The 22,559-nt window shown below is 64.3% G+C and carries 20 protein-coding genes and 1 tRNA gene; 7 read left to right on the top strand and 14 right to left on the bottom strand.

Features of this window, described 5'->3' with window-relative positions; genetic code table 11:
* Positions 1-11 precede the first annotated feature (11 nt).
* Positions 12-563, top strand: coding sequence for a hypothetical protein (locus tag ACP156_RS10060; protein ID WP_425051186.1), 552 nt, complete (start codon positions 12-14; stop codon positions 561-563).
* A gap of 137 nt (positions 564-700) precedes the next feature.
* Positions 701-2,104 carry a Si-specific NAD(P)(+) transhydrogenase gene (sthA, locus tag ACP156_RS10055; RefSeq protein ID WP_425051185.1) on the top strand — a complete coding sequence of 468 codons (1,404 nt, stop codon included), beginning with the start codon at positions 701-703 and terminating at the stop codon, positions 2,102-2,104.
* A 46-nt stretch (positions 2,105-2,150) separates the two neighbouring features.
* Here sthA and ACP156_RS10050 read toward each other — a convergent pair whose 3' ends face one another.
* From ACP156_RS10050 to ACP156_RS10035, 4 genes are all read right to left on the bottom strand, one after another.
* On the bottom strand, positions 2,151-2,960 hold the full coding sequence (locus ACP156_RS10050) for a Hint domain-containing protein (RefSeq protein ID WP_425051184.1): 810 nt from the start codon (positions 2,958-2,960) through the stop codon (positions 2,151-2,153).
* 329 nt (positions 2,961-3,289) lie between these two features.
* Positions 3,290-4,051 carry a Hint domain-containing protein gene (locus tag ACP156_RS10045; RefSeq protein WP_425051183.1) on the bottom strand — a complete coding sequence of 254 codons (762 nt, stop codon included), beginning with the start codon at positions 4,049-4,051 and terminating at the stop codon, positions 3,290-3,292.
* Positions 4,052-4,301: 250 nt separating this feature from the next.
* Positions 4,302-5,006 carry a response regulator gene (locus tag ACP156_RS10040; protein ID WP_425051182.1) on the bottom strand — a complete coding sequence of 235 codons (705 nt, stop codon included), beginning with the start codon at positions 5,004-5,006 and terminating at the stop codon, positions 4,302-4,304.
* The gene (locus ACP156_RS10035; RefSeq protein ID WP_425051181.1) at positions 5,003-5,515 is read right to left on the bottom strand and encodes a MarR family winged helix-turn-helix transcriptional regulator; all 513 of its coding nucleotides are present in this window, start codon (positions 5,513-5,515) and stop codon (positions 5,003-5,005) included. Before ACP156_RS10035 ends, ACP156_RS10040 begins: the two co-directional genes overlap by 4 nt.
* A gap of 171 nt (positions 5,516-5,686) precedes the next feature.
* Between ACP156_RS10035 and ACP156_RS10030 the strand changes: the two genes are divergently transcribed.
* The 3 genes from ACP156_RS10030 (at position 5,687) to ACP156_RS10020 (ending at position 8,893) form a co-directional block, all read left to right on the top strand.
* Positions 5,687-6,556 (top strand): branched-chain amino acid aminotransferase, encoded by an 870-nt coding sequence (locus ACP156_RS10030; RefSeq protein ID WP_425051180.1) that lies wholly within the window; start codon positions 5,687-5,689, stop codon positions 6,554-6,556.
* 184 nt (positions 6,557-6,740) lie between these two features.
* Positions 6,741-7,898, top strand: a complete 1,158-nt coding sequence (locus tag ACP156_RS10025; protein ID WP_425051179.1) for a hypothetical protein — start codon at positions 6,741-6,743, stop codon at positions 7,896-7,898.
* Positions 7,895-8,893: a hypothetical protein gene (locus ACP156_RS10020; protein WP_425051177.1), complete on the top strand. Its 999-nt coding sequence runs from the start codon at positions 7,895-7,897 to the stop codon at positions 8,891-8,893. The genes ACP156_RS10025 and ACP156_RS10020 overlap by 4 nt, the downstream gene beginning before the upstream one ends.
* 9 nt (positions 8,894-8,902) lie before the next feature.
* Here ACP156_RS10020 and ACP156_RS10015 read toward each other — a convergent pair whose 3' ends face one another.
* The 9 genes from ACP156_RS10015 to ACP156_RS09975 all read right to left on the bottom strand — a co-directional run bounded on the left by ACP156_RS10015 (position 8,903) and on the right by ACP156_RS09975 (position 20,282).
* Entirely contained in the window at positions 8,903-9,817 is a 915-nt protein-coding gene (locus ACP156_RS10015) for a DMT family transporter (protein WP_425051176.1), read from the bottom strand.
* A gap of 101 nt (positions 9,818-9,918) precedes the next feature.
* Positions 9,919-10,116, bottom strand: a complete 198-nt coding sequence (locus ACP156_RS10010; RefSeq protein ID WP_425051175.1) for a hypothetical protein — start codon at positions 10,114-10,116, stop codon at positions 9,919-9,921.
* A gap of 77 nt (positions 10,117-10,193) precedes the next feature.
* Positions 10,194-11,237, bottom strand: coding sequence for a tRNA epoxyqueuosine(34) reductase QueG (gene queG / locus ACP156_RS10005; RefSeq protein WP_425051174.1), 1,044 nt, complete (start codon positions 11,235-11,237; stop codon positions 10,194-10,196).
* A gap of 82 nt (positions 11,238-11,319) precedes the next feature.
* The gene (locus ACP156_RS10000; RefSeq protein ID WP_425051173.1) at positions 11,320-11,985 is read right to left on the bottom strand and encodes a glutathione S-transferase family protein; all 666 of its coding nucleotides are present in this window, start codon (positions 11,983-11,985) and stop codon (positions 11,320-11,322) included.
* Positions 11,986-12,041: 56 nt separating this feature from the next.
* Positions 12,042-12,758, bottom strand: a complete 717-nt coding sequence (gene mtgA / locus ACP156_RS09995) for a monofunctional biosynthetic peptidoglycan transglycosylase (RefSeq protein ID WP_425051172.1) — start codon at positions 12,756-12,758, stop codon at positions 12,042-12,044.
* A 148-nt stretch (positions 12,759-12,906) separates the two neighbouring features.
* A complete protein-coding gene (gltB, locus tag ACP156_RS09990; RefSeq protein ID WP_425051171.1) occupies positions 12,907-17,445 on the bottom strand; it encodes a glutamate synthase large subunit in 4,539 nt (1,512 codons plus the stop codon).
* 116 nt (positions 17,446-17,561) lie between these two features.
* Positions 17,562-18,014, bottom strand: coding sequence for a GFA family protein (locus ACP156_RS09985; RefSeq protein WP_425051170.1), 453 nt, complete (start codon positions 18,012-18,014; stop codon positions 17,562-17,564).
* Positions 18,011-18,826, bottom strand: a complete 816-nt coding sequence (locus ACP156_RS09980) for a hypothetical protein (RefSeq protein WP_425051169.1) — start codon at positions 18,824-18,826, stop codon at positions 18,011-18,013. Before ACP156_RS09980 ends, ACP156_RS09985 begins: the two co-directional genes overlap by 4 nt.
* A 22-nt stretch (positions 18,827-18,848) precedes the next feature.
* Positions 18,849-20,282 (bottom strand): NAD(P)-dependent oxidoreductase, encoded by a 1,434-nt coding sequence (locus ACP156_RS09975; protein ID WP_425051168.1) that lies wholly within the window; start codon positions 20,280-20,282, stop codon positions 18,849-18,851.
* Positions 20,283-20,503: 221 nt separating this feature from the next.
* Here ACP156_RS09975 and ACP156_RS09970 point away from each other — a divergent pair, with 221 nt between their 5' ends.
* The gene (locus ACP156_RS09970) at positions 20,504-21,307 is read left to right on the top strand and encodes an undecaprenyl-diphosphate phosphatase (RefSeq protein WP_425051167.1); all 804 of its coding nucleotides are present in this window, start codon (positions 20,504-20,506) and stop codon (positions 21,305-21,307) included.
* Positions 21,308-21,327: 20 nt separating this feature from the next.
* On the opposite strand, the gene ACP156_RS09965 is transcribed toward ACP156_RS09970, so the two are convergent.
* On the bottom strand, positions 21,328-22,308 hold the full coding sequence (locus ACP156_RS09965; protein WP_425051166.1) for a complex I NDUFA9 subunit family protein: 981 nt from the start codon (positions 22,306-22,308) through the stop codon (positions 21,328-21,330).
* Positions 22,309-22,447: 139 nt separating this feature from the next.
* Here ACP156_RS09965 and ACP156_RS09960 point away from each other — a divergent pair.
* A tRNA-Leu gene (locus ACP156_RS09960) sits at positions 22,448-22,534 on the top strand.
* The last annotated feature ends 25 nt before the right edge of the window (positions 22,535-22,559 follow it).

Below are 22,559 nucleotides of genomic sequence, written 5' to 3'. Positions count from 1 at the left end.
AGTGTTCCCCGATGAAAACCAGAATTGCCGCCGTCCTTCTAGCCCTTGCCTGTGCCGGCCCGGCCGTGGCGCAGGACGTGGTCGACAGCGCGCTGTCCGATCTGAACGGCGACGGGCTGCGCGAGCGGTTCACGCTGCTGCATTACCCCGGCGCGGATACCGCCGACCTGATCATCGAGGATACCGGCACCGGCCGCATCACCGCGCATGACCTTGTTCACTCGCCGGATGTTCCGGGCCGCATCGCGTCTGTCGACGTCGCGCCGAACGGGTCGATCCGGGTGCTGTCGATGAACGAGAGCATCGGGCGCAACCGCTGGCACCAGACGCTGACCATCGCGTATCGCAATGGCGACTACCGGATCGCGGGGCTGACGTTCGAGTATTACGACACGCTGGACATGGATGCGTTCGGCGGTTGCGATCTGAACTTTCTGAACAGCAAGGGGTTCGCGTGGCACGGGAGCCGGAAAAAGACCGCGATCACCCATGACCAGCAGGCGGTGCGCATGGTGGACTGGACCGACAGCACCGAGCTTCCGAAGGTCTGCTTCGCGCCCTGACGGGCGTGCCGCACAAATTCTGTGCAGGCGCGCCCCTTCGCCTGTTCGTCGCAACCCCGTGACAACGCCTTGATAATCCCCGCGTTGTAAAACGCAGGCTCAGACCGCAACGTGACCGAAAACGCGGGGGACAAGTGATGGCGCACGTCGACATGCTGGTGATCGGCTCGGGACCGGCCGGGCGCCGCGCCGCCGTGCAATCCGCCAAGCTGGGGAAATCCGTGCTTGTGGTGGACAAGGGTCGGCGGCTGGGCGGCGTGTCGGTCCATACCGGTACGATCCCGTCGAAGACTCTTCGCGAAACGGTGCTGAACCTGTCCGGCTGGCGTGAACGCGGCTTCTACGGGCGCGGGTACCGGGTCAAGCAGGACATTACCGCGGGCGACCTGATGCAGCGGCTCCACAAGACGCTGGATCACGAAGTCGAAGTGCTTCAGCACCAGTTCATGCGCAACATGGTGCAGTCCGCCAGTGGCGAGGCGAAGTTCATCGACCGCAACCGCGTCGAACTGACGGATGACGACGGCGACATCTCTCACGTCTCGTTCGACAAGGCGCTGATCGCCACCGGCACGCATCCCTTCCGGCCCGATCACGTCCCGTTCGATGAAACCCGCGTGTTCGACAGCGACTCGATCCTCGAGATTCCGCATCTGCCGCGCAGCATGACCGTGATCGGCGGCGGCGTGATCGGGGTGGAATACGCAACCATCTTCTCGGCGCTCGACGTGCCGGTCACGCTGATCGAGTCGCGGGAGTCGATCCTGAACTTCGTCGACACAGAGATCGTCGACGATTTCATTCACCAGATGCGGGACCGGGGCATCGTGATCCGGCTGGGCGCGACCGTGGATCACATCGAAAAATCCGACACCGGGATCACCGTCGCGCTGACCGATGGCCGCAAGGTCCGGTCAGAGGTGTTGCTGTTCGCCGCCGGCCGGTCGGGGAGTGTCGAGGCGCTGAACCTGCCCGCCATCGGGGTCGAACCGGACAAGCGCGGGCGGATCAAGGTGGACCCGAAGACGTTCCAGACCTCGGCCCCGAACATCTATGCCGCGGGCGACATCATCGGCTTCCCGTCGCTCGCCTCGACCTCGATGGAACAGGGCCGCGTCGCCGCGTGCCACGCCTTCGACGTCGCACCGCCTCCGGCGCCCGCGACCTTTCCCTATGGCATCTACGCCGTCCCCGAGATTTCCACCGTCGGCCAGTCCGAGGACGAGGTGCGCGCGTCCGGCGTGCCCTACGAATGCGGCATCGCCCGCTTCCGCGAAACGTCCCGCGGGCACATCATGGGGGTCGATACCGGGTTTCTGAAACTGATCTTCGCGCTCGACACCCGCCGCCTGCTGGGTGCGCATATCGTGGGTGAGGGCGCGACCGAGCTGATCCATATCGGTCAGGCGGTCATCAACCTTGGCGGCGGCGTCGATTTCTTCGTCGAGAACACGTTCAACTATCCGACCCTCGCAGAGGCCTACAAGGTCGCGGGGCTGGATGCGTGGAACCGCATGGGACAGCCCGAACCGGGACAGTAACCGGCCAAGGGGCCGGGCGCCATTCAAGGCACCCGGTCTGAGCACCTCAGGCGAACGCCACGTCGGCGGCGTCGAGGCCAAGGCGGGCCCGCACCGAGGCCGGCAGCAGGCGCGCGGAAGAGATGCGCGGCAGGTCGAGTTCGGCGATCGCCGATTCGTCGCCGTACAGCGCAAGGTATTCGCCGTAGTTGTCGAACGACCGGCGGGCGACGTGGTCGACGTAGCTTTCAGCCTCGGCACCCTCGGCCAGCAGGATCTCCTGACGCTCAAGCTCGACGTGGTAGAACGTGGTACGCTCTTCCATCTCGGCGACGGGGACGAAGTCGATGTCGGCCCCGTTCACCAGCGTCGAAGCGTTGCACAGCGCGCCGTCCAGCAGCATCGCGTGATCGGCGGTGACGGTCAGGTCGCGCGCGGGAACGTTCTCACCCAGCGAACCGGCACGGAACCGCACCGGGGTCAGGCGTTCGGCGGGAGCGAAGGTCTTGTGAATGGTCGTGTGGCCGACCCATTTCACCGCAACGTCGCGACCGTCCGCCGTGCGCACCATGTCGCCGGTCTTCAGGTCTTCGACGGCGCGCTCGCCGTCGGGCGTCGCGATCATTGTGCCGGCACCAAAGCATGTAACGTCGTAGGTGTAGGGGGACGTGGTGTCGACGGTCAACTCTTGGCCGGGCGTCAGGTCATCTCTGTCTGTGAACAGATAGTTGTTGCCGCTGTACTGGGCAACAACGCCGTAATTCGGGATCGTGCCCATCACCGTCCAGCCAGAGACGCCCACACCCGCGTCTTCCATGTTGTCGCCAACGGCAGTGACGTCATCATTGGTGCCGTCTTGCGTATCGGCAAACGTCATATTTATTGAGGCCGAGGAACTGCTAACCGTGAAGGTTCCGCCGCTCAGGGATCCAGTAACGTAGTAGGCTAAAGTCTGAGGCATTATCTCTGCTCCGTGTTATGCTCGCAAGATTCTTGCTAAACACGGCAAACACTTTAACAAGATAAATTCAATGAACTTCCCTGAGGTCATCGCCCAGATTGCTTCCAACACGCTTTTGCCGAGGAAAAATCTGGCAAAGCTGGACCGAAACTGCGCGACGAAATCGATCCGGACGCGCACGACGCCTTCCACACTCCAAATGATGAAATGACCGGGCGCCATTCAAGGCACCCGGTCTGAGCATCTCAGGCGAACGCGACCTGCGCGTCGTCCAGACCGATGCGCGAACGCACCGAGGTCGGCAGCAGGCGCGCGGAAGAGATGCGCGGCAGGTCGAGTTCGGCGATCGCCGGCTCGTCGCCGTACAGCGCAAGGTACTCGCCGTAGTTGTCGAACGACCGGCGGGCGACGTGGTCGACGTAGCTTTCAGCCTCGGCGCCATCGGCCAGCAGGATTTCCTGACGCTCAAGCTCGACGTGGTAGAACGTGGTACGCTCTTCCATCTCGGCGACGGGGACGAAGTCGATGTCGGCCCCGTTCACCAGCGTCGAAGCGTTGCACAGCGCGCCGTCCAGCAGCATCGCGTGATCGGCGGTCACGGTCAGGTCGCGCGCGGGGACGTTGTCACCCAGCGAACCGGCACGGAACCGCACCGGGGTCAGGCGTTCGGCGGGGGCGAAGGTCTTGTGAATGGTCGTGTGGCCAACCCATTTCACCGCAACGTCGCGGCCGTCCGCCGTGCGCACCATGTCGCCGGTCTTCAGGTCTTCGACGGCGCGCTCGCCTTCGGGCGTCGCGATCATTGTGCCGGCACCAAAGCAGGTCACGTCGTAGGTGTAGGGTGTAACAGTATCGACGGTGAAAGACTGCCCGTCGGTCAGGCTGTCATTTGCCGAGAAAAGATAGTCAGTGCCGGAAAGTTGCAGAACGACGCCTACATTCGGAATAGTGCCGACAACAATCCAAGTGTCGATACCGGACAGGTAGTCTTCAAGCGGGTCACCCACATCGGTAGAAAAATCTCCGGCACCGTCTTGGGTATCGCCGAAGTTATGGTTCTGGGTATTGAAAGTACCGGATAGGGTGTATGACGTACCGTCAAAGGTACCGGTATAGTAACCCGGGAAAAGTTGCGACATTTCTTCTGCTCCTTGTCGTGCAGGGAGCGAACTATTTCAGTGCTCCCCGCCATGCAAGGCGCGACCTAGCGTGGTTTGATCCATTGCAAACGGAATGCCGCAAAACGTGATCGGCGCGTCAGTCCGGCGCCAGCATGTAGCCCGCGCCGCGCACCGTCTGAAGGTATCGCGGCTGTTTCGGGTCTGCCTCCAGCTTGCGGCGCAGACGGGTGATCTGCACGTCCACAGCACGTTCCTGCGCCTGACCTCGGTCGCGGCCAAGGTCTTCGACCAGCTTGGCGCGGCTGACGGGTTCGCCCGGCTGGGTCGAGAAGATCTTCATCAACTGCGCCTCGGTCGCGGTCAGGCGGATCGCCTCTTCGCCGCGCCACATCTCGCCCCGGTCCACGTCATAGCGGATGTCGCCCAGCTTCAGGAACTTCGGCCCGTCGCCGTTCTCGGTCGGCGCCGCCGGAACACGGCGCAGGATCGCGTTGATCCGCAACAGCAGTTCCTTGGGCTCGAATGGCTTGGCGAGATAGTCATCCGCCCCCGCTTCCAGCCCCGCGATCCGGTCTTCGGTCTCGCCCTTGGCCGTCAGCAGCAGGATCGGAGTGGTGAGGGTCTCTCGCAACGCCCGGGTCAGGGACACGCCGTCCTCTCCGGGCATCATCACGTCCAGCACCAGCATGTCGAATTCCAGTCCGGCCAGCAGCCGCCGCGCCTGCGCGGCGTCGCGAGCGGCAGACACAAGGAAGCCGTGCCGGATCAGGAACTTTTGCAACAGGTTCCGTATCCGCTCGTCGTCATCGACGATCAGCAGGTGCGCGTCGGGCGCCGTCATGCGCCAGAATCCTTCAGCCGGTTGAAGTGTCGCCGCATATCGGGATCCATCATCGCCTCCAGCACCGTGCGGAAACCTGCGACCGCTTCCGGCCCCGCGTGCCGGAAAGCGTCGCGCATCCGCGCCCTCTGCGCCGTCGACAGTTCCGCCTCCAGCGCCTCGCCCTTCTCGGTGAGGTACAGGTGCCGCTCGCGCTTGTCACGTGCGCCGATCCTGCTTTCGACAAGCCCGTCCTCGATCAGCGTCCGAAGCACCCGGTTCAGAGACTGTTTCGTGACCCCCAAAATATGCAGCAGGTTGTTCACCGTGGTTCCCGGCGCGCGGTTGATGAAGTGGATCGCGCGATGGTGCGCGCGCCCGTATTCCAGATCGTCCAGGATGCGGTCCGGGTCGGCGGTAAAGCCGCGATAGGCGAAATACATCGCCTCGATCCCTTTGCGAAGCTGTTCGTCCGTCAGGAAAAGGAGGCTTTCGCCCCCGGGCGCCGCCGCGCCACCGCCTTCTGCCATAGGTCCCGTCCGTCGTTCACAATCTGCTCTGTGACTGAGCATTTTATGTCAGCCTTGTTGACATTCCAAGAGCCGACTGGTACCGAATCGCAGATTTTGCGCAACTTTATGTCCGATGCGGACGTATCCAGCGCAATTTCCGAACCGACAGCGCAATGGAAGGATAGAACAATGGCTGGCGCTTACGACGACCGCGATGGCTTCATCTGGATGGACGGCAAGCTTGTGCCGTGGCGCGACGCGAACGTACACATTCTGACCCACGCGCTGCACTACGCCTCTTCCGTGTTCGAGGGCGAGCGCTGCTATAACGGCAAGATCTTCCTTGGCCGCAAGCACTCCGAGCGCCTGATCTTCTCCGGCAGCGAGCTGGACATGCAGATCCCCTACACGGTCGACCAGATCGAGGAAGCCAAGTACGCGGTGCTGAAGGCCAATGGCCTGACCGACGCCTACGTGCGCGCCGTCGCATGGCGTGGCGCGGGCGAGGACATGGGCGTGAGCTCGGCGAAGAACCCGGTCCGCATGGCGGTGGCCGCGTGGGAATGGGGCGCCTACTATGGCGACTCCAAGTTCAAGGGCGCGAAGCTGGACATTTCGAAGTGGAAGCGTCCCTCGGCCGAGACGATCCCGGTGCATGCGAAAGCGGCGGGTCTGTACATGATCTGCACCGCGTCCAAGCACGCGGCCGAAGCCAAGGGCTGCTCGGACGCGCTGTTCATGGACTACCGCAACTACGTGGCCGAGGCGACCGGCGCCAACATCTTCTTCGTGAAGGACGGCGAGGTCCACACGCCGCTGGCCGATTGCTTCCTGAACGGCCTGACCCGCCAGACGGTCATCGGCATGCTGAAGGATCGTCAGGTCAAGGTTCACGAACGGCATATCGAGCCTGGTGAGATGGAAAGCTTCCAGCAGTGCTGGCTGACCGGCACCGCCGCCGAGGTCACCCCGGTCGGCCAGATCGGCGACTACAACTTTGAAGTCGGCGAACTGACCAAGTCGATCGCGACGGATTACGAAAAGCTGGTCCGCGCCTAAAACATTGAAGTTTCTCCGAAAACAGGGCCCCGGCTGCGCGTGACGCCGCCGGGGCCTTGTCATTTTCAGGACATCCGTAAAACTCTTGCCGCGTGTCAAGAAAACACGCCGACCCCGCCAGATTGTCGCCCGATTGAGAACTTAGCGCTGTTCGGCAAAGGGTGATTTTCAGGGGTTCGACGCAATGTCGCCGACACAATTGTTTCTGGCATTTGCCGCCATGCTGGGTGCGGTCGTTTTTCTTTCCTTCACCGGCGAAACCGGTCTGTCCGCCGCCGACGACAGCGGCGTCGAGAACAGCAGCGGGTTTTCTTTGAGCCAGATTTTCGGCGGGCCGGTCGACCTGATGGGCGAAGCGCCTGACAAGGTCAGCGACCCCGAGAAACTGCGCCGCCCCGAATTCTACGGCTGGAAGGCCAAGCACCCCGGCGTCGCCGCCTATGGCGACCGGATCCTTCTGCTGCGGAACATCGTCACCGGCTATCCGCGCGAGGTGCAGTACCCGGCCAGCTACCGCGTCGCCAGCTTCGATCCCACCTGCACGCCGCGCCCGCTGGGCGACGGCGAGGCGCTTGCGAATGTCAGCGTCGGGCGCGCCGATCTGGAATCCGGCATGCTCGCCTTCAGCACCGCCACTCTGGTGAAGGCGAACCTCTACTGGCTGGAACAGAACTACAAGAAATCCGCCTACATCGACGACGAGGATATCATCGGCGACCACAAGGGCCTGCCCATCGTCAACGTGATCGTGACGGACACCAGCGCGCCGCAATACCTTGTTCTGCAGCACTGGCTGGGCAAGGTCTTGTGGAACGTCGTGCCGGCCCCCGGTGTCGAGATCGCGCATATCGCCGTCATCGGACCCGGCGCCGCACTCAGCCCGCCGCCGGGCGACTATGACGTCCAGTTCCTGTCGACCCGCGGCAGCGATTGCGTACCGGTCGTCGCGCGCAATCCGCGCCAGACGTGGGACATGTTCCTGCGCATGGATGGCGTCGACAAATCCGAGTACGAGCAGAAGGCCCGCACCGCGTTCACGACCTATGACTTCTGGTTCCGCCAGTACTTCAAGCGCAGCGCCGAGTTCGACGTCGTAGGCTTCGACACGACCCAGCACGCGCTGGTCGGCCCCGTGCCCGAAACACCGATCCCCTATCGCCCCCTGACCGGCGCCGACGTGCTGGTGACCGAGTTCGACTATATTTTCGTGGCCCCGCCAGACGTCCGGGACCCGTTCCTGATGCAGGCGCAACTGGACATGCTGACCGTGGCCGCCGGTGGCGATCTTGGCCTGCTGACGCCGGAACCGATGCTGCGCGAGACCGAGGAGGCTGTGCAATGAAGAACCGCCTGATCGTTTCGCTTGTGGTGTCGGTGATCGTCGGCATCCCGATGCTGCTGATCAACCTCTATGCCCTTGGTTCGTGGGAGAAGTTCTCGCGCATCATGGAACCCTTCTCGGACGGAAACCCGGCCGCCGCCGGACCGCCGGGCCCGCTGGGGGACGTCGGGCTGTCTTTCTACGACATGGTGGAAGGCCACAAGGAAGCGCGCGAGATCGACATGATCTTCGACGCCGACACGCCGACGAAGCACCGCCGCGTGACCTGGTCCCTCTATGTCACCATCGACGATGTGCTGGTCGATTTCGAACCGCGCCCCGAGCCGGAACTCGAGCCGCTTTACATCCTCGCCCGCGCGCCGCGGCTTGCCATGCGGGCCTGCGCCGAAATGCTCGAGGATATGGCCAAGGGCTGTGGCTTCGCCGGGGCAGAGATCGACCCGAAGGACGACGGGATCTACCGGCTTGATATGAAGATCGGTTTCCTGCCGTCCGACCCGGTGGGCGACCTGACCAACGCCGAGGGCGCGACGCTGGAACGCGAATATGCCACGTCGTCCGGCGTGGCCTCGCTTGACCTCACCAGCGTCGCCGAAACCAGTCGTGCCGACGTTCGCCGGAAACTGCGCCGACTGGCGCGCGAGTACTGCAACGAGCTGCGCGACCGCACCGGAACCTGCGTCATCACCAGCCTGTCGATCACCGAACGCCGGAACACCAACGCTGCCTTCACCTACAGGGTCGACCTGCGTGCAAGCTTCGCATGGCTGAAGAAGGATCCGACGCTGTCGTCTGGCATGACCGCCTCGCTAGAGACCGAGTCCGCCGCCAACGGTGTGACCGGGTTCTTCAAGTCGATGGCGTCGAATTTCTCGGGCAACGGCGCCGCGGCGGCGGCGGAAGATCCCAAGCCCGACGCCCCGGTGATCCGCAATGGCGGCGGCGCCTTCAAGGACGCCAGTGGCAACAACAGGTTCCAGAAGGTCGGAGAGTAGGACCGAGTCTCAGCGGTCCTTCATCATGCTGCGCAGTTTGCCCTCGGATGCGCTTCCGCGTCCAAGTTGCCGTTCGCGGAACACGATGGCGACACCCGCCGCGATGACCAGCACGGCCCCGCCCAGCATCCCAAGCGTCGGCAGTTCGTCGAAAATGAAATAACCGATGATCAGCGCCCAGATCATCGAAAGATAGGTAAACGGCGCCAGCGTCCCCGCGTCGGCAAAGCGATAGCTGGACGTCAGCAGGATCTGTCCGGCCCCGCCCACCAGCCCGGCGCCGATCAGCCAGACCCATTCCATGCCCACGGGCATTATCCAGCCGAAGGGGATCGTGGTCAGCGCGAACAGGCTGGCCGTGCCCGAGAACCAGAACACGATGGCTTCCGTCCGCTCGGTGCCCGCCATCGCCTTGATGAAGATCTGCGCGAAGGCGGCCAGCGTCGCCGAGGCCAGCGTGACCAGCGCGCCCAGACGCACCGCGCTGTCGCTCTCGAAGGTCAGCTGCGGCCACATGATGATGCTGACGCCCACCAGACCGACCGCGACTGCGGTGATACGGAACAGGCGCACACGTTCGCCAAGGAAGATCGCGGCGAAAATGACGATCAGGATCGGCGTGACGAAGCGGATCGCGGTGGCTTCGGGCAGCGGGATGTACTTGAGCCCCAGAAAGCCAAGGCCCATCGCCATCGACCCCGCGATGCCCCGCACAAGGTGCCCGGTGATCGAGTTGACCCGCAGCCCCGAAGGCAATTCGCCCTTCAGAAACAGCCACAGTGCAATGACGGGAAGCGCGCAAAAGGCGCGGAAAAAGACGGTCTCACCCGTCGGGATGCGGTCGGCCGCCTTCACGAACGCGGCCATCACGGCAAAACACGAGATTGCCGAGACCATCAGTAGGATGCCGCGCAGAGGGTGCATAGGGACCGAAAAATGCCAAGTCCCGGTCTAGCTAGCAGACGCCCTCCGGAATGCCCATAGCGTCCCGCCCGGTCGCGCTCCGGGCGGTCGGCAGCAGGGCGTCAGGCGAGGTAGCCGCGGTCGATCCGCAGGAACTGCTTCACGATCGACGCGTCGGTGCGTCCCTTGCGACCCCGGCGCGTCAGCAGCCGGATGTTCGGATGCGACGCCTCGCCGGCGCGGATGCGGTCCAGCCTGGTGAATGCCTTCATCCGGCCGGGTGTCTGAACCCGTTCGTGGTCAAGTTGTTTCCTGGACATGCGAGTCTCCTCCTTTTCGCCTTGCCCATGATGTAAGGTCTCATGACCTTAGGAAAACCACCCCCCGCGGCGCAAACTCAAACTTTGTGCAAACGCCCAATCGCCCAGCGGGCGGCATCGCGGACAGTCTCGTCCGGGTCTTCAACCAGTGCCCGCGCCGACGGGATTAGCCGGGTAAGGCCGGAATTCCCGATCGCATACAGCACGTTGCGGATGAAACGGTCGCGCCCGATCCGCTTGATCGGCGAACCGGAAAACCGCTTGCGAAAGCCCGCGTCATCCAGTTTGGCCAGTTCGGCAAGGTCGGGCGCGACAAGATCGTCCCGCGCCGCCAGCTTCGCGTCCCGCCCTGTCCGCGCGAACTTGTTCCACGGACAGACCGCAAGGCAGTCGTCGCAGCCATAAATCCGGTTACCCATCCGTTCGCGCAGATCCTCGGGCACCGGGCCCTTGTACTCGATCGTCAGGTAGGAAATGCAGCGCCGCGCATCCAGCCGGAACGGCGCCGGAAAGGCGTCGGTCGGACAGATGTCGAGACAGGCGGTACAGCTGCCGCACTTCTCTTCCTCGGGCGCGTCGGGGGGTAACTCGGCGGTTGTGAAGATCGCGCCAAGGAAGAACCAGTTGCCAAGATCGCGCGCCAGCAGGTTGGTGTGCTTGCCCTGCCAGCCCAGCCCGGCCGCCTGCCCCAGCGGCTTTTCCATGACCGGCGCGGTGTCGACGAAGACCTTGATCTCGGGCGCACCGCCGCCGGCCTCGATCAGCCAGCGCCCCAGCCGTTTCAGCCGCTTCTTGACCACGTCATGATAGTCGCGCCCCTGCGCATAGACCGACACCGCGCCCCGGTCCGGGTGCTGCAACACGTCAAGCGGATCGGTCTCGGGGGTGTAGGGCTCTGCCAGCATCACGATGGACCGCGCCTTGGGCCAAAGCGCCGCCGGATCGCCACGCCAGTTCATGCGCTCGGCCATCCACGCCATCTGCCCGTGGTACCCGGCATCGACGAAATCCGCCAGTCGCGCCGCAATCCCGGGCACCGCGTCCGGCGTCGTGATCCGGCACTTCGCGAAGCCCTCGGACCGCGCCTGCACCAACAGCCGCGCTTTCAGATCGGGGGACACGCCTGCGCTTCTTCTCTTTCCAAATACCTCGGGGGAGTCGCCCAGGGGGCGACGGGGGCAGAGCCCCCTTCCGCCGACCCTATCAGAAATCCAGGTCGGCGTAATGCTGCGGCGGCGGGAAGCCCGGCACCTGGTCGGCAAGGATCGAACGGAAGGCGGGGCGCGACTTGATCTTCGCGTACCAGTCCTTGACGCTTGCGTTCCGATTCCAGTCGACATCGCTGATGTAGTCCAGCGACGACAGGTGCGCGGCGGCGGCGAAATCGGCCAGCGTCATCGAGTCGCCCGCCAGCCAGCGCCGCTGATCCAGCAGCCACCCCATGTAGTCGAGGTGATACTTGATCTTCTGGGCGCCCATCTTGACGTTCTTCGATTCCGGATAGCCCAGCCCCATCAGCTTCTTGTTCACCCGCTCGTACAGCAGCTTCGAGGTGACCTCGTTGTGGAACTTGTCGTCGAACCACATCACCAGCCGCCGCACTTCGTGGCGCTGACGCGGGTCACGCGGCATCAGCGGGGGTTCCGGGTTGGTTTCCTCGATGTACTCGCAGATCGGCCCGCTTTCGGCGAGCGTCAGGCTGCCCATTTTCAGCACCGGCACCTTGCCGGCGGGGTTGCGGCGCAAAAAGTCCGCTTCCTGTTCCCAGTATCGCTCTTCGACCAGCTCGACCTCGATCTTCTTCTCGGCGAGCGACAGCCGCACCTTGCGGCAGAACGGCGACAGGGGCACGTGAAACAGGCGGTTCATTGGAGTATCGGTCCGGGTCAAGGCACCGGCATGAATGCCGCGTTAACGGCGTGAATTCAACTCTCGAAACAATCGTCCCGCCCATCTGCGCGGATGGTCGCGGCCCCAGAGCGGATCGCAGAGGCCCTGCGCTGGACGAAAGCCGAGGGGTTAGAGGCGGATCTTTCCTTCGGATTGGGCAGGATCGCGGCCAGCAGCGCGGCTTGCTGGTCGGACAGATTCAGTGCCGAAACACCGAAATAGTGACGCGCGGCGGCCTCGACCCCGAACACCCCGGCATCGAACTCGACGACATTCAGGTAGATCTCCAGCAGGCGGCGCTTGGACCAGATGGCCTCGACCGCCGGGGTGATGCCTGCCTCCAGCGCCTTTCGCAGCCACGACCGCCCGTGCCATAGGAACACGTTCTTCACGACCTGCTGGCTGATCGTCGACGCCCCGCGATTGCTGCCTTCCTCGATGGCGGCGCGGATCGCGTTCATGTCGAAGCCCCAGTGCAGGCAATAGTTGGCGTCTTCCGCCGCCACCACCGACCGGGCCATCGCTGGCGCGATCTGGTCCATGTCGACCCATTCACGCTCGACCCCGCCAAGGCGGCGGCCCTCGCCGACGATGTAGGGCGTCGTCGGCGGATTGACGAAGGCATACAGCGCGATGACCACGACCAGCAGCATGACGATGCCCCCGAGTATGACGACGGCCCGGCGCAGAACCCAACGGCCCGGCCGGATTGGCTTCTTCTTCTTTTTCGCCGCCGGTTTGCGCTTTGCCATGACAGTCCAAAAGCACGGGGCGCGGGACCGGTCAAGCGGGCGCGAGGATGACGTGGCCGGCCTGTGACAGACCCGTCCCGAGCCCCCGCAAACGAAAGAACCCGCCGCGATTGCGCGCGGCGGGTTCCTGTTTTGGAATGGGCAAGGCTTACTCGGCGGGGACGCGCACGTCCTCGATGCCCAGCGGGTGCTTCAGCTTGTTCAGCATCTCCCGCGGCACGACCTGCACGAAATGCTCGCGCGAGGCTTCCCAGTGCTGAAGGATCTCCTGCGCCTTCTGACTCATCGTCTCGGCGGCGTGCCGTCCGATCAGGTTCAGCAGCTGCTCTTCCCAGTACTCGCCTTCGACAGCGCAGGTCACGAGAGTCTCCATGTTCATGAAGTTCTTCGCGACGCCTTCCGGGTCGTACAGATAGGCCATTCCGCCGGTCATCCCGGCACCGAAGTTCGCGCCGATGGATCCGAGGATCACGGCGACGCCGCCGGTCATGTACTCGCACCCGTTCGAACCACAGCCCTCGATCACGACCTGCGCGCCCGAGTTCCGCACCGCAAAGCGCTCGCCCGCGCGGCCTGCCGCGAACAGGTAGCCGTCGGTCGCGCCGTACAGCACGGTGTTGCCGATGATCGTGTTGTCGGACGCGATCAGCGGGCTTGCCATGGTCGGGCGCACCACGATGGTGCCGCCGGACAGGCCCTTGCCGACATAGTCGTTGGCGTCGCCCGCGACTTCCAGCTTCAGGCCCGGCGCCGCGAAGGCGCCCAGCGACTGACCGGCGGACCCCGCCAGCTTCACCGTCAGGTGATCCGACTGCAGGTCGTTGCGCATGCCGAACCGCTTCACGATGTGGCTGGACGTGCGGGTGCCGATGGTGCGGTGGGTGTTCCGCACCGCGTAGGACAACTGCATCTTCTCGCCTTCTTCGAGGAAACGCGCGGCGTCCGCGACGATCTCGGCATCCAGCGTGTCCGGCACCGCGTTGCGCGGGCGGGTCCGGTCGTACTTGATGTCCTCGGCCCCATCCACCGTGATAAGCAGCGGATTGAGGTCCAGATCGTCCAGATGCGCGGCACCGCGGCTGACCTGGCTTAGCAGGTCGGCACGGCCGATCACTTCTTCCAGCGACCGGGCACCGATCTTGGCAAGGATCTCGCGAACCTCCTGCGCGTAGAAGGTGATGAGGTTCACCACCTTGTCCGCGTTGCCGGTGAACTTGTCGCGCAGCGCCGGGTCCTGGGTGCAGACGCCCACCGGGCAGGTGTTCGACTGGCACTGGCGGACCATGATGCAGCCCATCGCGATCAGCGCGGCGGTACCGATACCGTATTCCTCGGCGCCCAGCATCGCGGCCATGACGATGTCACGGCCGGTCCGCAGACCGCCGTCGGTCCGCAGGGTGACGCGGCCGCGCAGGTTGTTCATCGACAGCACCTGGTGCGCCTCGGTCAGGCCCATCTCCCACGGAAGACCCGCGTATTTGATGGACGTGGCCGGCGATGCGCCGGTGCCGCCGTTGTGGCCCGAGATCAGGATGACGTCGGCCTTCGCCTTCGCCACGCCCGCCGCGATGGTGCCGACGCCCGAAGACGCCACCAGCTTCACCGTGACTTTGGCCCGCGGGTTGATCTGCTTGAGGTCGTAGATCAGCTGCGCGAGGTCTTCGATCGAGTAGATGTCGTGGTGCGGCGGCGGCGAGATCAGCGTCACGCCGGGCGTCGAGTGACGCAGGCGCGCGATCAGCTCGGTCACCTTCATGCCGGGCAGCTGGCCGCCCTCGCCGGGCTTGGCGCCCTGCGCGACCTTGATTTCAAGCTCTTCGCACTGGTTCAGGTACTCGGCGGTGACGCCGAAGCGGCCCGAGGCGACCTGCTTGATCTTGGCCGACGGGTTGTCACCGTTGGGTTCCGGCACGAAATGCGCCGGATCCTCGCCGCCCTCGCCAGAGTCGGACTTGGCGCCGATCCGGTTCATCGCGACGTTCAGCGTCTTGTGCGCCTCGGGCGACAGCGCACCCAGCGACATGCCCGGGGTCACGAACCGCTTGCGGATCGAGGTGATGCTTTCCACCTCTTCCAGCGGGATCGCCTTGCCCAGCGGCTTGATGTCCAGCAGGTCGCGCAGATGGATCGGCGGCATCGCCTTCATCTTGGTCGAGTACTGCTTCCACAACTCGTAGGACGCGCGGTTGCACGCGGCTTGCAGCATGTGCATCGCCTGCGCTTCCCACGCGTGGGTCTCGCCCGACTTCCGGGCCTTGTAGAACCCGCCGATCGGCAGCACGTCGCGGCCACCCATCCAACCGGCCTTGTGCACCTCGATCAGCTTCTTCTGGATGCCCGAGACACCGATGCCCGAGATGCGGCTGTGCATGCCGGGGAAGAACTCGGCCACCATCGCACGGGACAGGCCCACGGCCTCGAAGTTGAGACCGCCGCGATAGGACGAGATCACCGAGATGCCCATCTTGGACATGATCTTCAGCAGGCCGGCATCGACGGCGGCGCGATAGTTCATCATTGCCTCGGTCAGAGACATGTCGAACAGGCCCCGCTCGATGCGGTCGGCGATGCTGTCCTCGGCGAGATAGGCGTTCACCACGGTGGCGCCGCAGCCGATGAGCACGGCGAAGTAATGCGGGTCGACGCATTCCGCCGAGCGCACGTTCAGCGAGCAGAAGGTCCGCAGGCCCTTGCGGGTCAGCCAGGAATGCACCGCGCTGGTCGCAAGGATCATCGGCATCGCGACCTTGTCCTCGTTCTGATGCATGTCGCTCAGCACAAGGTGACCGGCGCCAGAGCGCACGGCGTCTTCGGCCTCGGCGCGGATGCGCGTCAGCTCGGCACGCAGCACGCCCTCGTCACCGTCCTTCGGGAAGGTACAGTCGATCTCGACCATCGGCGCGTTGAAGTTCTTCACCAGAATGTCGAACTGCGCGTTGGCGACGAAGGGGCTGTCCAGAACGATGATCTCGGTCTGGCTGCTGTCCTCGTCCAGCACGTTCTTCAGGTTTCCGAACCGCGTCTTCAGCGACATCACGCGATATTCGCGCAGGCTGTCGATCGGCGGGTTGGTCACCTGGCTGAAGTTCTGGCGGAAGAAGTGCGACAGCGGCCGGTACTTCTCGGACAGGACGGCGGACGGCGTGTCGTCGCCCATCGACGCGACAAGCTCTTTCCCGTCTTCCACCATGGGCGACAGGATCGTTTCCATCTCTTCAAGGCTGAAGCCCGCCGCGATCTGGCGCTTGCGCAGCTCGCCGCCGGTGTACAGCGGCACCTCGTTCGCCTGCGACAGCTCTGCGTCCAGTTCGTTGATCTTGCCGACCCAGTCGCCGAACGGCTGGCTGTTGGCCAGACGGTCCTTGATCTCGGAATCGTGGAACAGCTTGCCTTCCTGCATGTCGACGGCCAGCAGCTGACCCGGGCCAAGCGCGCCCTTCTCGATCACGGTGCTTTCGTCGACCGGCACCATGCCGGCCTCGGAGCCCGCGATGACAAGGTTGTCACCGGTCACGACATAGCGCATCGGGCGCAGGCCGTTCCGGTCGAGACCGGCGCAGACCCAGCGGCCATCGGTCATCGCCAGAGCGGCGGGGCCGTCCCACGGCTCCATGACCGAGTTGCAATAGCTGTACATGTCGCGCCACGACTGCGGCAGCTCGATCGCCTGCTGCGACCAGCTTTCCGGGACCAGCATGGTCTTCGCCATCGGCGCGGACCGACCGGCGCGCACCAACACCTCGAACACCGAGTCAAGCGCCGCCGAGTCCGACGATCCCTGCGGGATGATCGGTTTGATGTCCTCGGCCATGTCTCCGAACGTGCCCGAGGCCATGCGGATCTCGTGGCTCTTCATCCAGTTGGTGTTGCCCTTGATCGTGTTGATCTCGCCGTTGTGCGCAAGCATGCGGAACGGCTGGGCCAGCCACCATTGCGGGAAGGTGTTGGTCGAATAGCGCTGGTGATAGATCGCGAAGGCGCTCTCGAACCGCTCGTCCTTCAGGTCCGGGTAGAACTCGGCAACCTGCTCGGCCAGCATCATGCCCTTGTAGATGATCGACCGGCAGGACAGCGACGCGATGTACAGCTGGCCGACGCCGGCGGCGGCCGATGCCTTCTCGATCCGGCGGCGGATGACGTACAGCTCGCGCTCGAAGGTCTCTTCGTCGACGCCTTTCGAGTTCGAGATCAGGATCTGCTCGATCTCGGGACGGGTCGCGTTCGCCTTCTCGCCCAGCACCTCGACGTTCACCGGAACGTGGCGCCAGCCGTAGATGTAATAGCCCATCCGCAGGACTTCGGTCTCGACGATCGTGCGGCAGGTCTCCTGCGCGCCGAAATCGGTGCGGGGAAGGAACACCTGACCGATGGCGATCAGGCGATCTTCCTTCGGCTTGTGGCCGGTGCGCTCGATCTGCTCGAAGAAGAACGCAGGCGGGATCTGGACGTGAATGCCCGCACCGTCGCCGGTCTTGCCGTCGGCATCGACCGCGCCGCGGTGCCAGATCGCCTTCAGCGCATCAATGCCCGCCTCGACGACCTTGCGGCTTTTCTTGCCGTCGATCGACACCACGAGTCCGACGCCGCAGGACGACTTCTCGTCATCGTCGCGGTACAGGCTGTTCTCGGCCATCCACGCCCGACGCGCTTCTTCACGCGCCGCCCAGGCTTCATCATAGGTCGTCATCTGGCGTCCTCCTTACTGGCTGCCACCGCCGGGCCCACCCGGCAGGGTCGCTCCGCCCGCGGCGCCCCGCGAACGGCTGTAGATCCATAGTCCGGCCCGGACATCGGCAGGTTCGTTCATCCTGCCCGATTCTCCGGTTCCGTGTTCAGTGCGCCGAACCGCTCGATGCAGTCCTGGCGTGTCATCAGTGTCCGGTCGCTGCCTTCGAAGGCATAACTGTCCGGTTTGTGGTCGATGAATATCTCGTTCACCAACCGAAAGCCGTTCGAGTCGTCGAACAGGCCAAGCGGCATTTCCGTGTTCACCTGATCGTCCGCCGTCATCCGGTAGAACAGGTTCGACCCGCATTCATTGCACCAGGCGCGTTCCGCCCAGCCGCTGGTCTGCGCGCGCCGGATATGCCCGGCACCCGACCATTCGATATTCGCCGTCGGCACCGTCACCGCAACAAAGGCCGAGCCGGTCCAGCGGCGGCACATCTCGCAGTGGCAGATCCCGGCATTGACCTGGACCTCGCGCGCGACGAAGCGAACCGCTCCGCACAGACACCCGCCAGCGCGCGTTCTCACGCCGCGCCCTCGATCGGGGGCACGACCATCGGCGCGCCGCCGGTCACCACCAGCCCGGGATGCGCCGCCTGGTAGGCCGCGCGCCGCTGCACCAGCAGCGACCGCCCCAGAAAGCTTTTCTCCAGCGCCAGCCGCACCGCGCGCGACTTCTGCCCGATCGCCTGCGCGACCACGTTGCCCAGCATCCGCCGCTTCGCCAGAACCCGAACGAGGTTGTGCGCCTGTCCGGCGAGGATGAAATGCTCGAACCCCTCGCGCCGCCACGGAAACCGCAGCCAGTGCCACGCCTCCCACGGGTTATCGCCGTGGAAGATGAAATACCGCGTGCCTTCGGCCTTCAGGTCTCCCACATCGCGGAACCGCGCGTCGGGACCGATCTGCGCATCCGGCCAGCGGCCTTCGTCCGGAACCAGTTCCGGATCCAGCGAGAACTGCGGCGCGAACGCGATGACGGTGTTCACCGGCATCAGCTGCGCCAGAACCATGGCCGCGAAACCGCCCATCGAATGGCCCAGCGTCACGATCTCCTCGATGCCGTTGGCATCGCGGTATTCCGTGATCAGCCGCACCATCTCGTCCGCGACGCCGGGGCCGTTCATCCAGCTTCGGCTTTCGTCCTGCACGAACATCGCGTGGTTCTCGCCGGACGAGACCGCCTGACCGTAGAACGCCGGATCGAAACCGCCTTGGGCGCTGCCCGCCAGCACTACCACCAGACGCCGGTTCCGGCCGGGGACGACATACGCGCGCACCGGTTCGGCCGCCTCGACGGGCAGCGGATCTGAAAGGATCAGTCCCGGTTCCACGCTCATGTCACCCTCCGGCCCTGGCCGGTTACTCCGCCGCGACCTGCGCCGGGGCGTTCAGGTAGTCGAGGATCGACTCCGCCGCCTCGCGCCCGTCACGGATCGCCCAGACCACAAGGGACGCGCCCCGCACGATGTCGCCGACGGCATAGACGCCATCGAGGTTCGTCGCATGGGTTCGGAAGTCGGCCTTCACCGTACCCCAGCGGGTCACCTCCAGACCGTCGACGCCCCAAAGCTTCGGCAGATCCTCGGGCTCGAAGCCCAGCGCCATGACGACAAGATCCGCCTCTTCCAGATAGTCGGCGCCCTCGATCACCTCGGGGCTGCGACGGCCCGACGCGTCCGGCGCGCCAAGACGCATCTTCTGGATCATCACGCCTTCGACGGTCTCGCCGCTGAAGCCCTTGGGCGCGGTCAGCCAGACGAACTCGACGCCCTCTTCCTCGGCGTTCGCCACCTCGCGCTGCGAGCCGGGCATGTTGGCCCGGTCACGGCGATAGAGACACTTCACGCTTTCGGCGCCCTGACGGATCGCGGTCCGCACGCAGTCCATCGCGGTATCGCCACCGCCGATCACGACAACGCGCTTGCCCGCGGCGTTCAGCTCGCCCGAGTCGTATTCTTCGACCTCGTCGCCGAAGCTGACCTTGTTCGAGCAGGTAAGATAGTCGATCGCCCGAACGATGCCCTGCGCGCCGACGCCCGGGGCCTGAAGCCCGCGGCTTTTGTACACGCCCGTCGCGATCAGAACGGCGTCATGCTTGCCGCGGATCGCCTCGAACGAGATGTCCTCGCCCACGTTGCAGTTCAGCACGAACTCGACGCCCGATTCTTCCAGCTGGGCGACGCGGGCCATGACCACGTCCTTCTCCAGCTTGAAACCGGGGATGCCGTAGGTCAGCAGACCGCCGGCGCGGTCGTAGCGGTCGTAGACCGTGACCTGCACGCCCTGACGGCGCAGCGCGTCCGCAGCGGCAAGCCCGCCCGGTCCGGCGCCGATGATGCCCACGGATTCGGGACGGTCCTCGGACGGCTTGATCGGCTTGACCCAGCCCATCTCCCAGGCGGTGTCGGTGATGTACTTCTCGATCGACCCGATGGTGACGGTGCCGTGGCCCGACTGCTCGATCACGCAGTTGCCTTCGCACAGACGGTCCTGCGGGCAGATACGGCCGCAGATCTCTGGGAAGGTGTTGGTGGCCTGCGAGACCTCGTAGGCCTCTTGCAGACGGCCTTCCGCCGTCAGCTTCAGCCAGTCGGGAATGTTGTTGTGCAACGGGCAGTGCGACTGGCAGTAGGGCACGCCGCATTGGCTGCACCGGCTCGACTGCTGCTGTGCCTTTTCGTGCGCGTATTCCGCGTAGATTTCCTGAAAGTCCTGACGGCGCAGATCGGGCGCACGCTTTTCCGGCATGTCCCGCTCGACCGACACGAACTTCAGCATCATCTGTTTCGCCATCTAGGCAGACCTCCACGAATGGGTGTTGGCGGTGCTATAAAAGAGGTTGAACCGGAAATAAAGTCAAAAGTACTGACCCTTTTTCGCTGCATCGCGGCTTTGGTGGTCGGTTTTGACCCGCCGGTCAGAATTTTTAGGTCAGTACGTTTTACCTTTAATGATCCTTTCAATTGGATGACAAGCGGTTAGCTTCGAGTCCACGAATCATGAACGTGTAATCCATGTCGCTTCTTCATCTCCTACTTGTTGCATTGATACAGGGCCTGACCGAGTTCCTTCCGGTTTCTTCCTCAGGGCACCTGATTCTCTTACCGAATCTTACCGGTCTTCAAGATCAGGGACAGGTCATAGATGTTGCCGTACATGTCGGAACACTGGGCGCTGTCGTGCTGTATTTCTGGCAAGACGTGAAGCTTGCGGTGGCCGGAATCCCGCACCTTCTGCGCGGGCGCATCGACTTTCCCGGCGCCGGTCTGGCCTTGTGCCTTGTCATCGCGACGATCCCGGTCGTCATCATTGGCCTGATCCTGAACTTGACCGGTCTGGACGACATGATGCGGTCCACCGCGGTGATCGGGTGGACCATGCTGATCTTCGGCCTCGTCCTGTACTGGGCCGACAAGTACAGCCCCGAGCGGCGGCCCGCAGAGTTCTGGAACATCCGCGACGCCATCATCATGGGGCTGTGGCAGGCCATCGCGCTGATTCCCGGCACCTCGCGCTCGGGCATCACCATCACCGCCGCGCGGCGGTTGGGCTACAACCGGCGCGGCGCGGCGAAGCTGGCGATGCTGATGTCGATCCCCACCATCCTCGCCTCAGGCGTGCTGCTTGGGGCCGAGGTCGCGGTTACCGCCGATGCGGCCGCCGCGCGCGACGGGGCCATCGCCGCCGTCTTCGCCTTCGGTGCAGCGCTGTTCGCGCTTTGGTTCATGATGAAGCTGCTGAAATCGGTCAGCTTCACGCCCTACGTGATTTACCGGGTCATCCTTGGCGTCATCCTGCTGGTCATCGCCTATAGCTAGGCGACGACCCCGGACCGACGTCAGACCTTCAGATTGCGCGCCGATTCCTTGATGGCCGCGTACTGGCCCGAGGGACGGTAGGCCCACAGATACTCGGGCAGCACGGCCTCCATCGAAGTGGGAGTGATGCCAAGATCGGCCAGCCCCTTCGCGTCGTCCGCGACGACGTTGTCGACCTTCAGCTGTTTCACCTGATCGCTGGTCAGCGGACCCTTCACCAGTCCGCCGGTGATGGTGCTGACGATGCCGGACACGCTTGCGATCAGCCCCGCCACCCAGAACGGCAGGTTCAGCACAAGGCGGCGGCGGCGGATCACGCGCAGCATCTCGTGCATCAGCTCCGAAAAGCTGGCGACCTCGGGCCCGCCCAGTTCGTAGACGCCGGGCGCGGCCTGACCCAGCACGCCCTTCACGGTGGCCTGCGCCACGTCGTCGACATAGACCGGCTGGAATTTCGTATCGCCGCCCGCCACGGGCAGCACGGGCCCCATGCGGGCCATCTTGCCGAAGCGGTTGAAGAAGTCGTCCTCGGGGCCGAACACCACCGAAGGACGCAGGATCACCGCCTGCGGCTGGTGGTCCAGCACCGCAGCCTCTCCGCCGGCTTTCGACTGGGCATATTCGCTTTCGCCCTCGGCATCCGCACCGATGGCCGAGATGTGGACCATGCGGCTGATGCCTTCGGCCTTGGCAAGGCGGGCGATGCGTTCAGCGCCCTCTGTCTGCACGGCCGAGAAGTTGTTCTTGCCCTTCGCGTCGAAGGTACCCACGCAGTTCACCACCGCGTCCGCCGAATGCAGCGCCGCGCGGACGCTCGCGTCATCGCGGATGTTGCACAGGATCGGCTCGACCTGCCCGACCACACCGTAGGGCCGGACGAATCCCGCAAGCTCGGGCCGGCGGCACGCGACGCGGACCCGCCACCCCTCCTTGGCCATCCGCCGCGCGATATAGCGCCCCACGAACCCAGATCCGCCAAAGATTGTCACGAGTTTCGACATGGCCAGCCTCCGCTTTAGCTGTGTTTTTCCTTAGCCTTGGCGCTCCGCCAGAACAACCCGCCATTGCGTCGCGTTTTATCTGTCGATCCCGTGTTGACACCCGTCCGCACCCTGTATAAATCCGCCTCTCACGACACCGGCCCAGGTGGCGGAATTGGTAGACGCGCTAGCTTCAGGTGCTAGTGTCCGTATGGACGTGGAGGTTCGAGTCCTCTCCTGGGCACCATTCCCTTGATTTTAAACGGTTTTCT

Source organism: Psychromarinibacter sp. S121 (assembly GCF_049801035.1).
Classification (GTDB): Bacteria; Pseudomonadota; Alphaproteobacteria; order Rhodobacterales; family Rhodobacteraceae; genus Psychromarinibacter.
Note: the sequence above shows the minus strand (reverse complement) of the source record. Positions and strands in the feature narration are given on the sequence as shown.

Bases quoted from the DNA above. Each gene is read 5' to 3' on its own strand.
- ACP156_RS10060 (WP_425051186.1), top strand. From the start codon at position 12: ATGAAAACCAGAATTGCCGCCGTCCTTCTAGCCCTTGCCTGTGCCGGC.
- sthA (WP_425051185.1), top strand. From the start codon at position 701: ATGGCGCACGTCGACATGCTGGTGATCGGCTCGGGACCGGCCGGGCGC.
- ACP156_RS10050 (WP_425051184.1), bottom strand. From the start codon at position 2,960: ATGACGTTTGCCGATACGCAAGACGGCACCAATGATGACGTCACTGCC.
- ACP156_RS10040 (WP_425051182.1), bottom strand. From the start codon at position 5,006: ATGACGGCGCCCGACGCGCACCTGCTGATCGTCGATGACGACGAGCGG.
- ACP156_RS10035 (WP_425051181.1), bottom strand. From the start codon at position 5,515: ATGGCAGAAGGCGGTGGCGCGGCGGCGCCCGGGGGCGAAAGCCTCCTT.
- ACP156_RS10030 (WP_425051180.1), top strand. From the start codon at position 5,687: ATGGCTGGCGCTTACGACGACCGCGATGGCTTCATCTGGATGGACGGC.
- ACP156_RS10025 (WP_425051179.1), top strand. From the start codon at position 6,741: ATGTCGCCGACACAATTGTTTCTGGCATTTGCCGCCATGCTGGGTGCG.
- ACP156_RS10020 (WP_425051177.1), top strand. From the start codon at position 7,895: ATGAAGAACCGCCTGATCGTTTCGCTTGTGGTGTCGGTGATCGTCGGC.
- ACP156_RS10015 (WP_425051176.1), bottom strand. From the start codon at position 9,817: ATGCACCCTCTGCGCGGCATCCTACTGATGGTCTCGGCAATCTCGTGT.
- ACP156_RS10010 (WP_425051175.1), bottom strand. From the start codon at position 10,116: ATGTCCAGGAAACAACTTGACCACGAACGGGTTCAGACACCCGGCCGG.
- ACP156_RS10000 (WP_425051173.1), bottom strand. From the start codon at position 11,985: ATGAACCGCCTGTTTCACGTGCCCCTGTCGCCGTTCTGCCGCAAGGTG.
- mtgA (WP_425051172.1), bottom strand. From the start codon at position 12,758: ATGGCAAAGCGCAAACCGGCGGCGAAAAAGAAGAAGAAGCCAATCCGG.
- gltB (WP_425051171.1), bottom strand. From the start codon at position 17,445: ATGACGACCTATGATGAAGCCTGGGCGGCGCGTGAAGAAGCGCGTCGG.
- ACP156_RS09980 (WP_425051169.1), bottom strand. From the start codon at position 18,826: ATGAGCGTGGAACCGGGACTGATCCTTTCAGATCCGCTGCCCGTCGAG.
- ACP156_RS09975 (WP_425051168.1), bottom strand. From the start codon at position 20,282: ATGGCGAAACAGATGATGCTGAAGTTCGTGTCGGTCGAGCGGGACATG.
- ACP156_RS09970 (WP_425051167.1), top strand. From the start codon at position 20,504: ATGTCGCTTCTTCATCTCCTACTTGTTGCATTGATACAGGGCCTGACC.
- ACP156_RS09965 (WP_425051166.1), bottom strand. From the start codon at position 22,308: ATGTCGAAACTCGTGACAATCTTTGGCGGATCTGGGTTCGTGGGGCGC.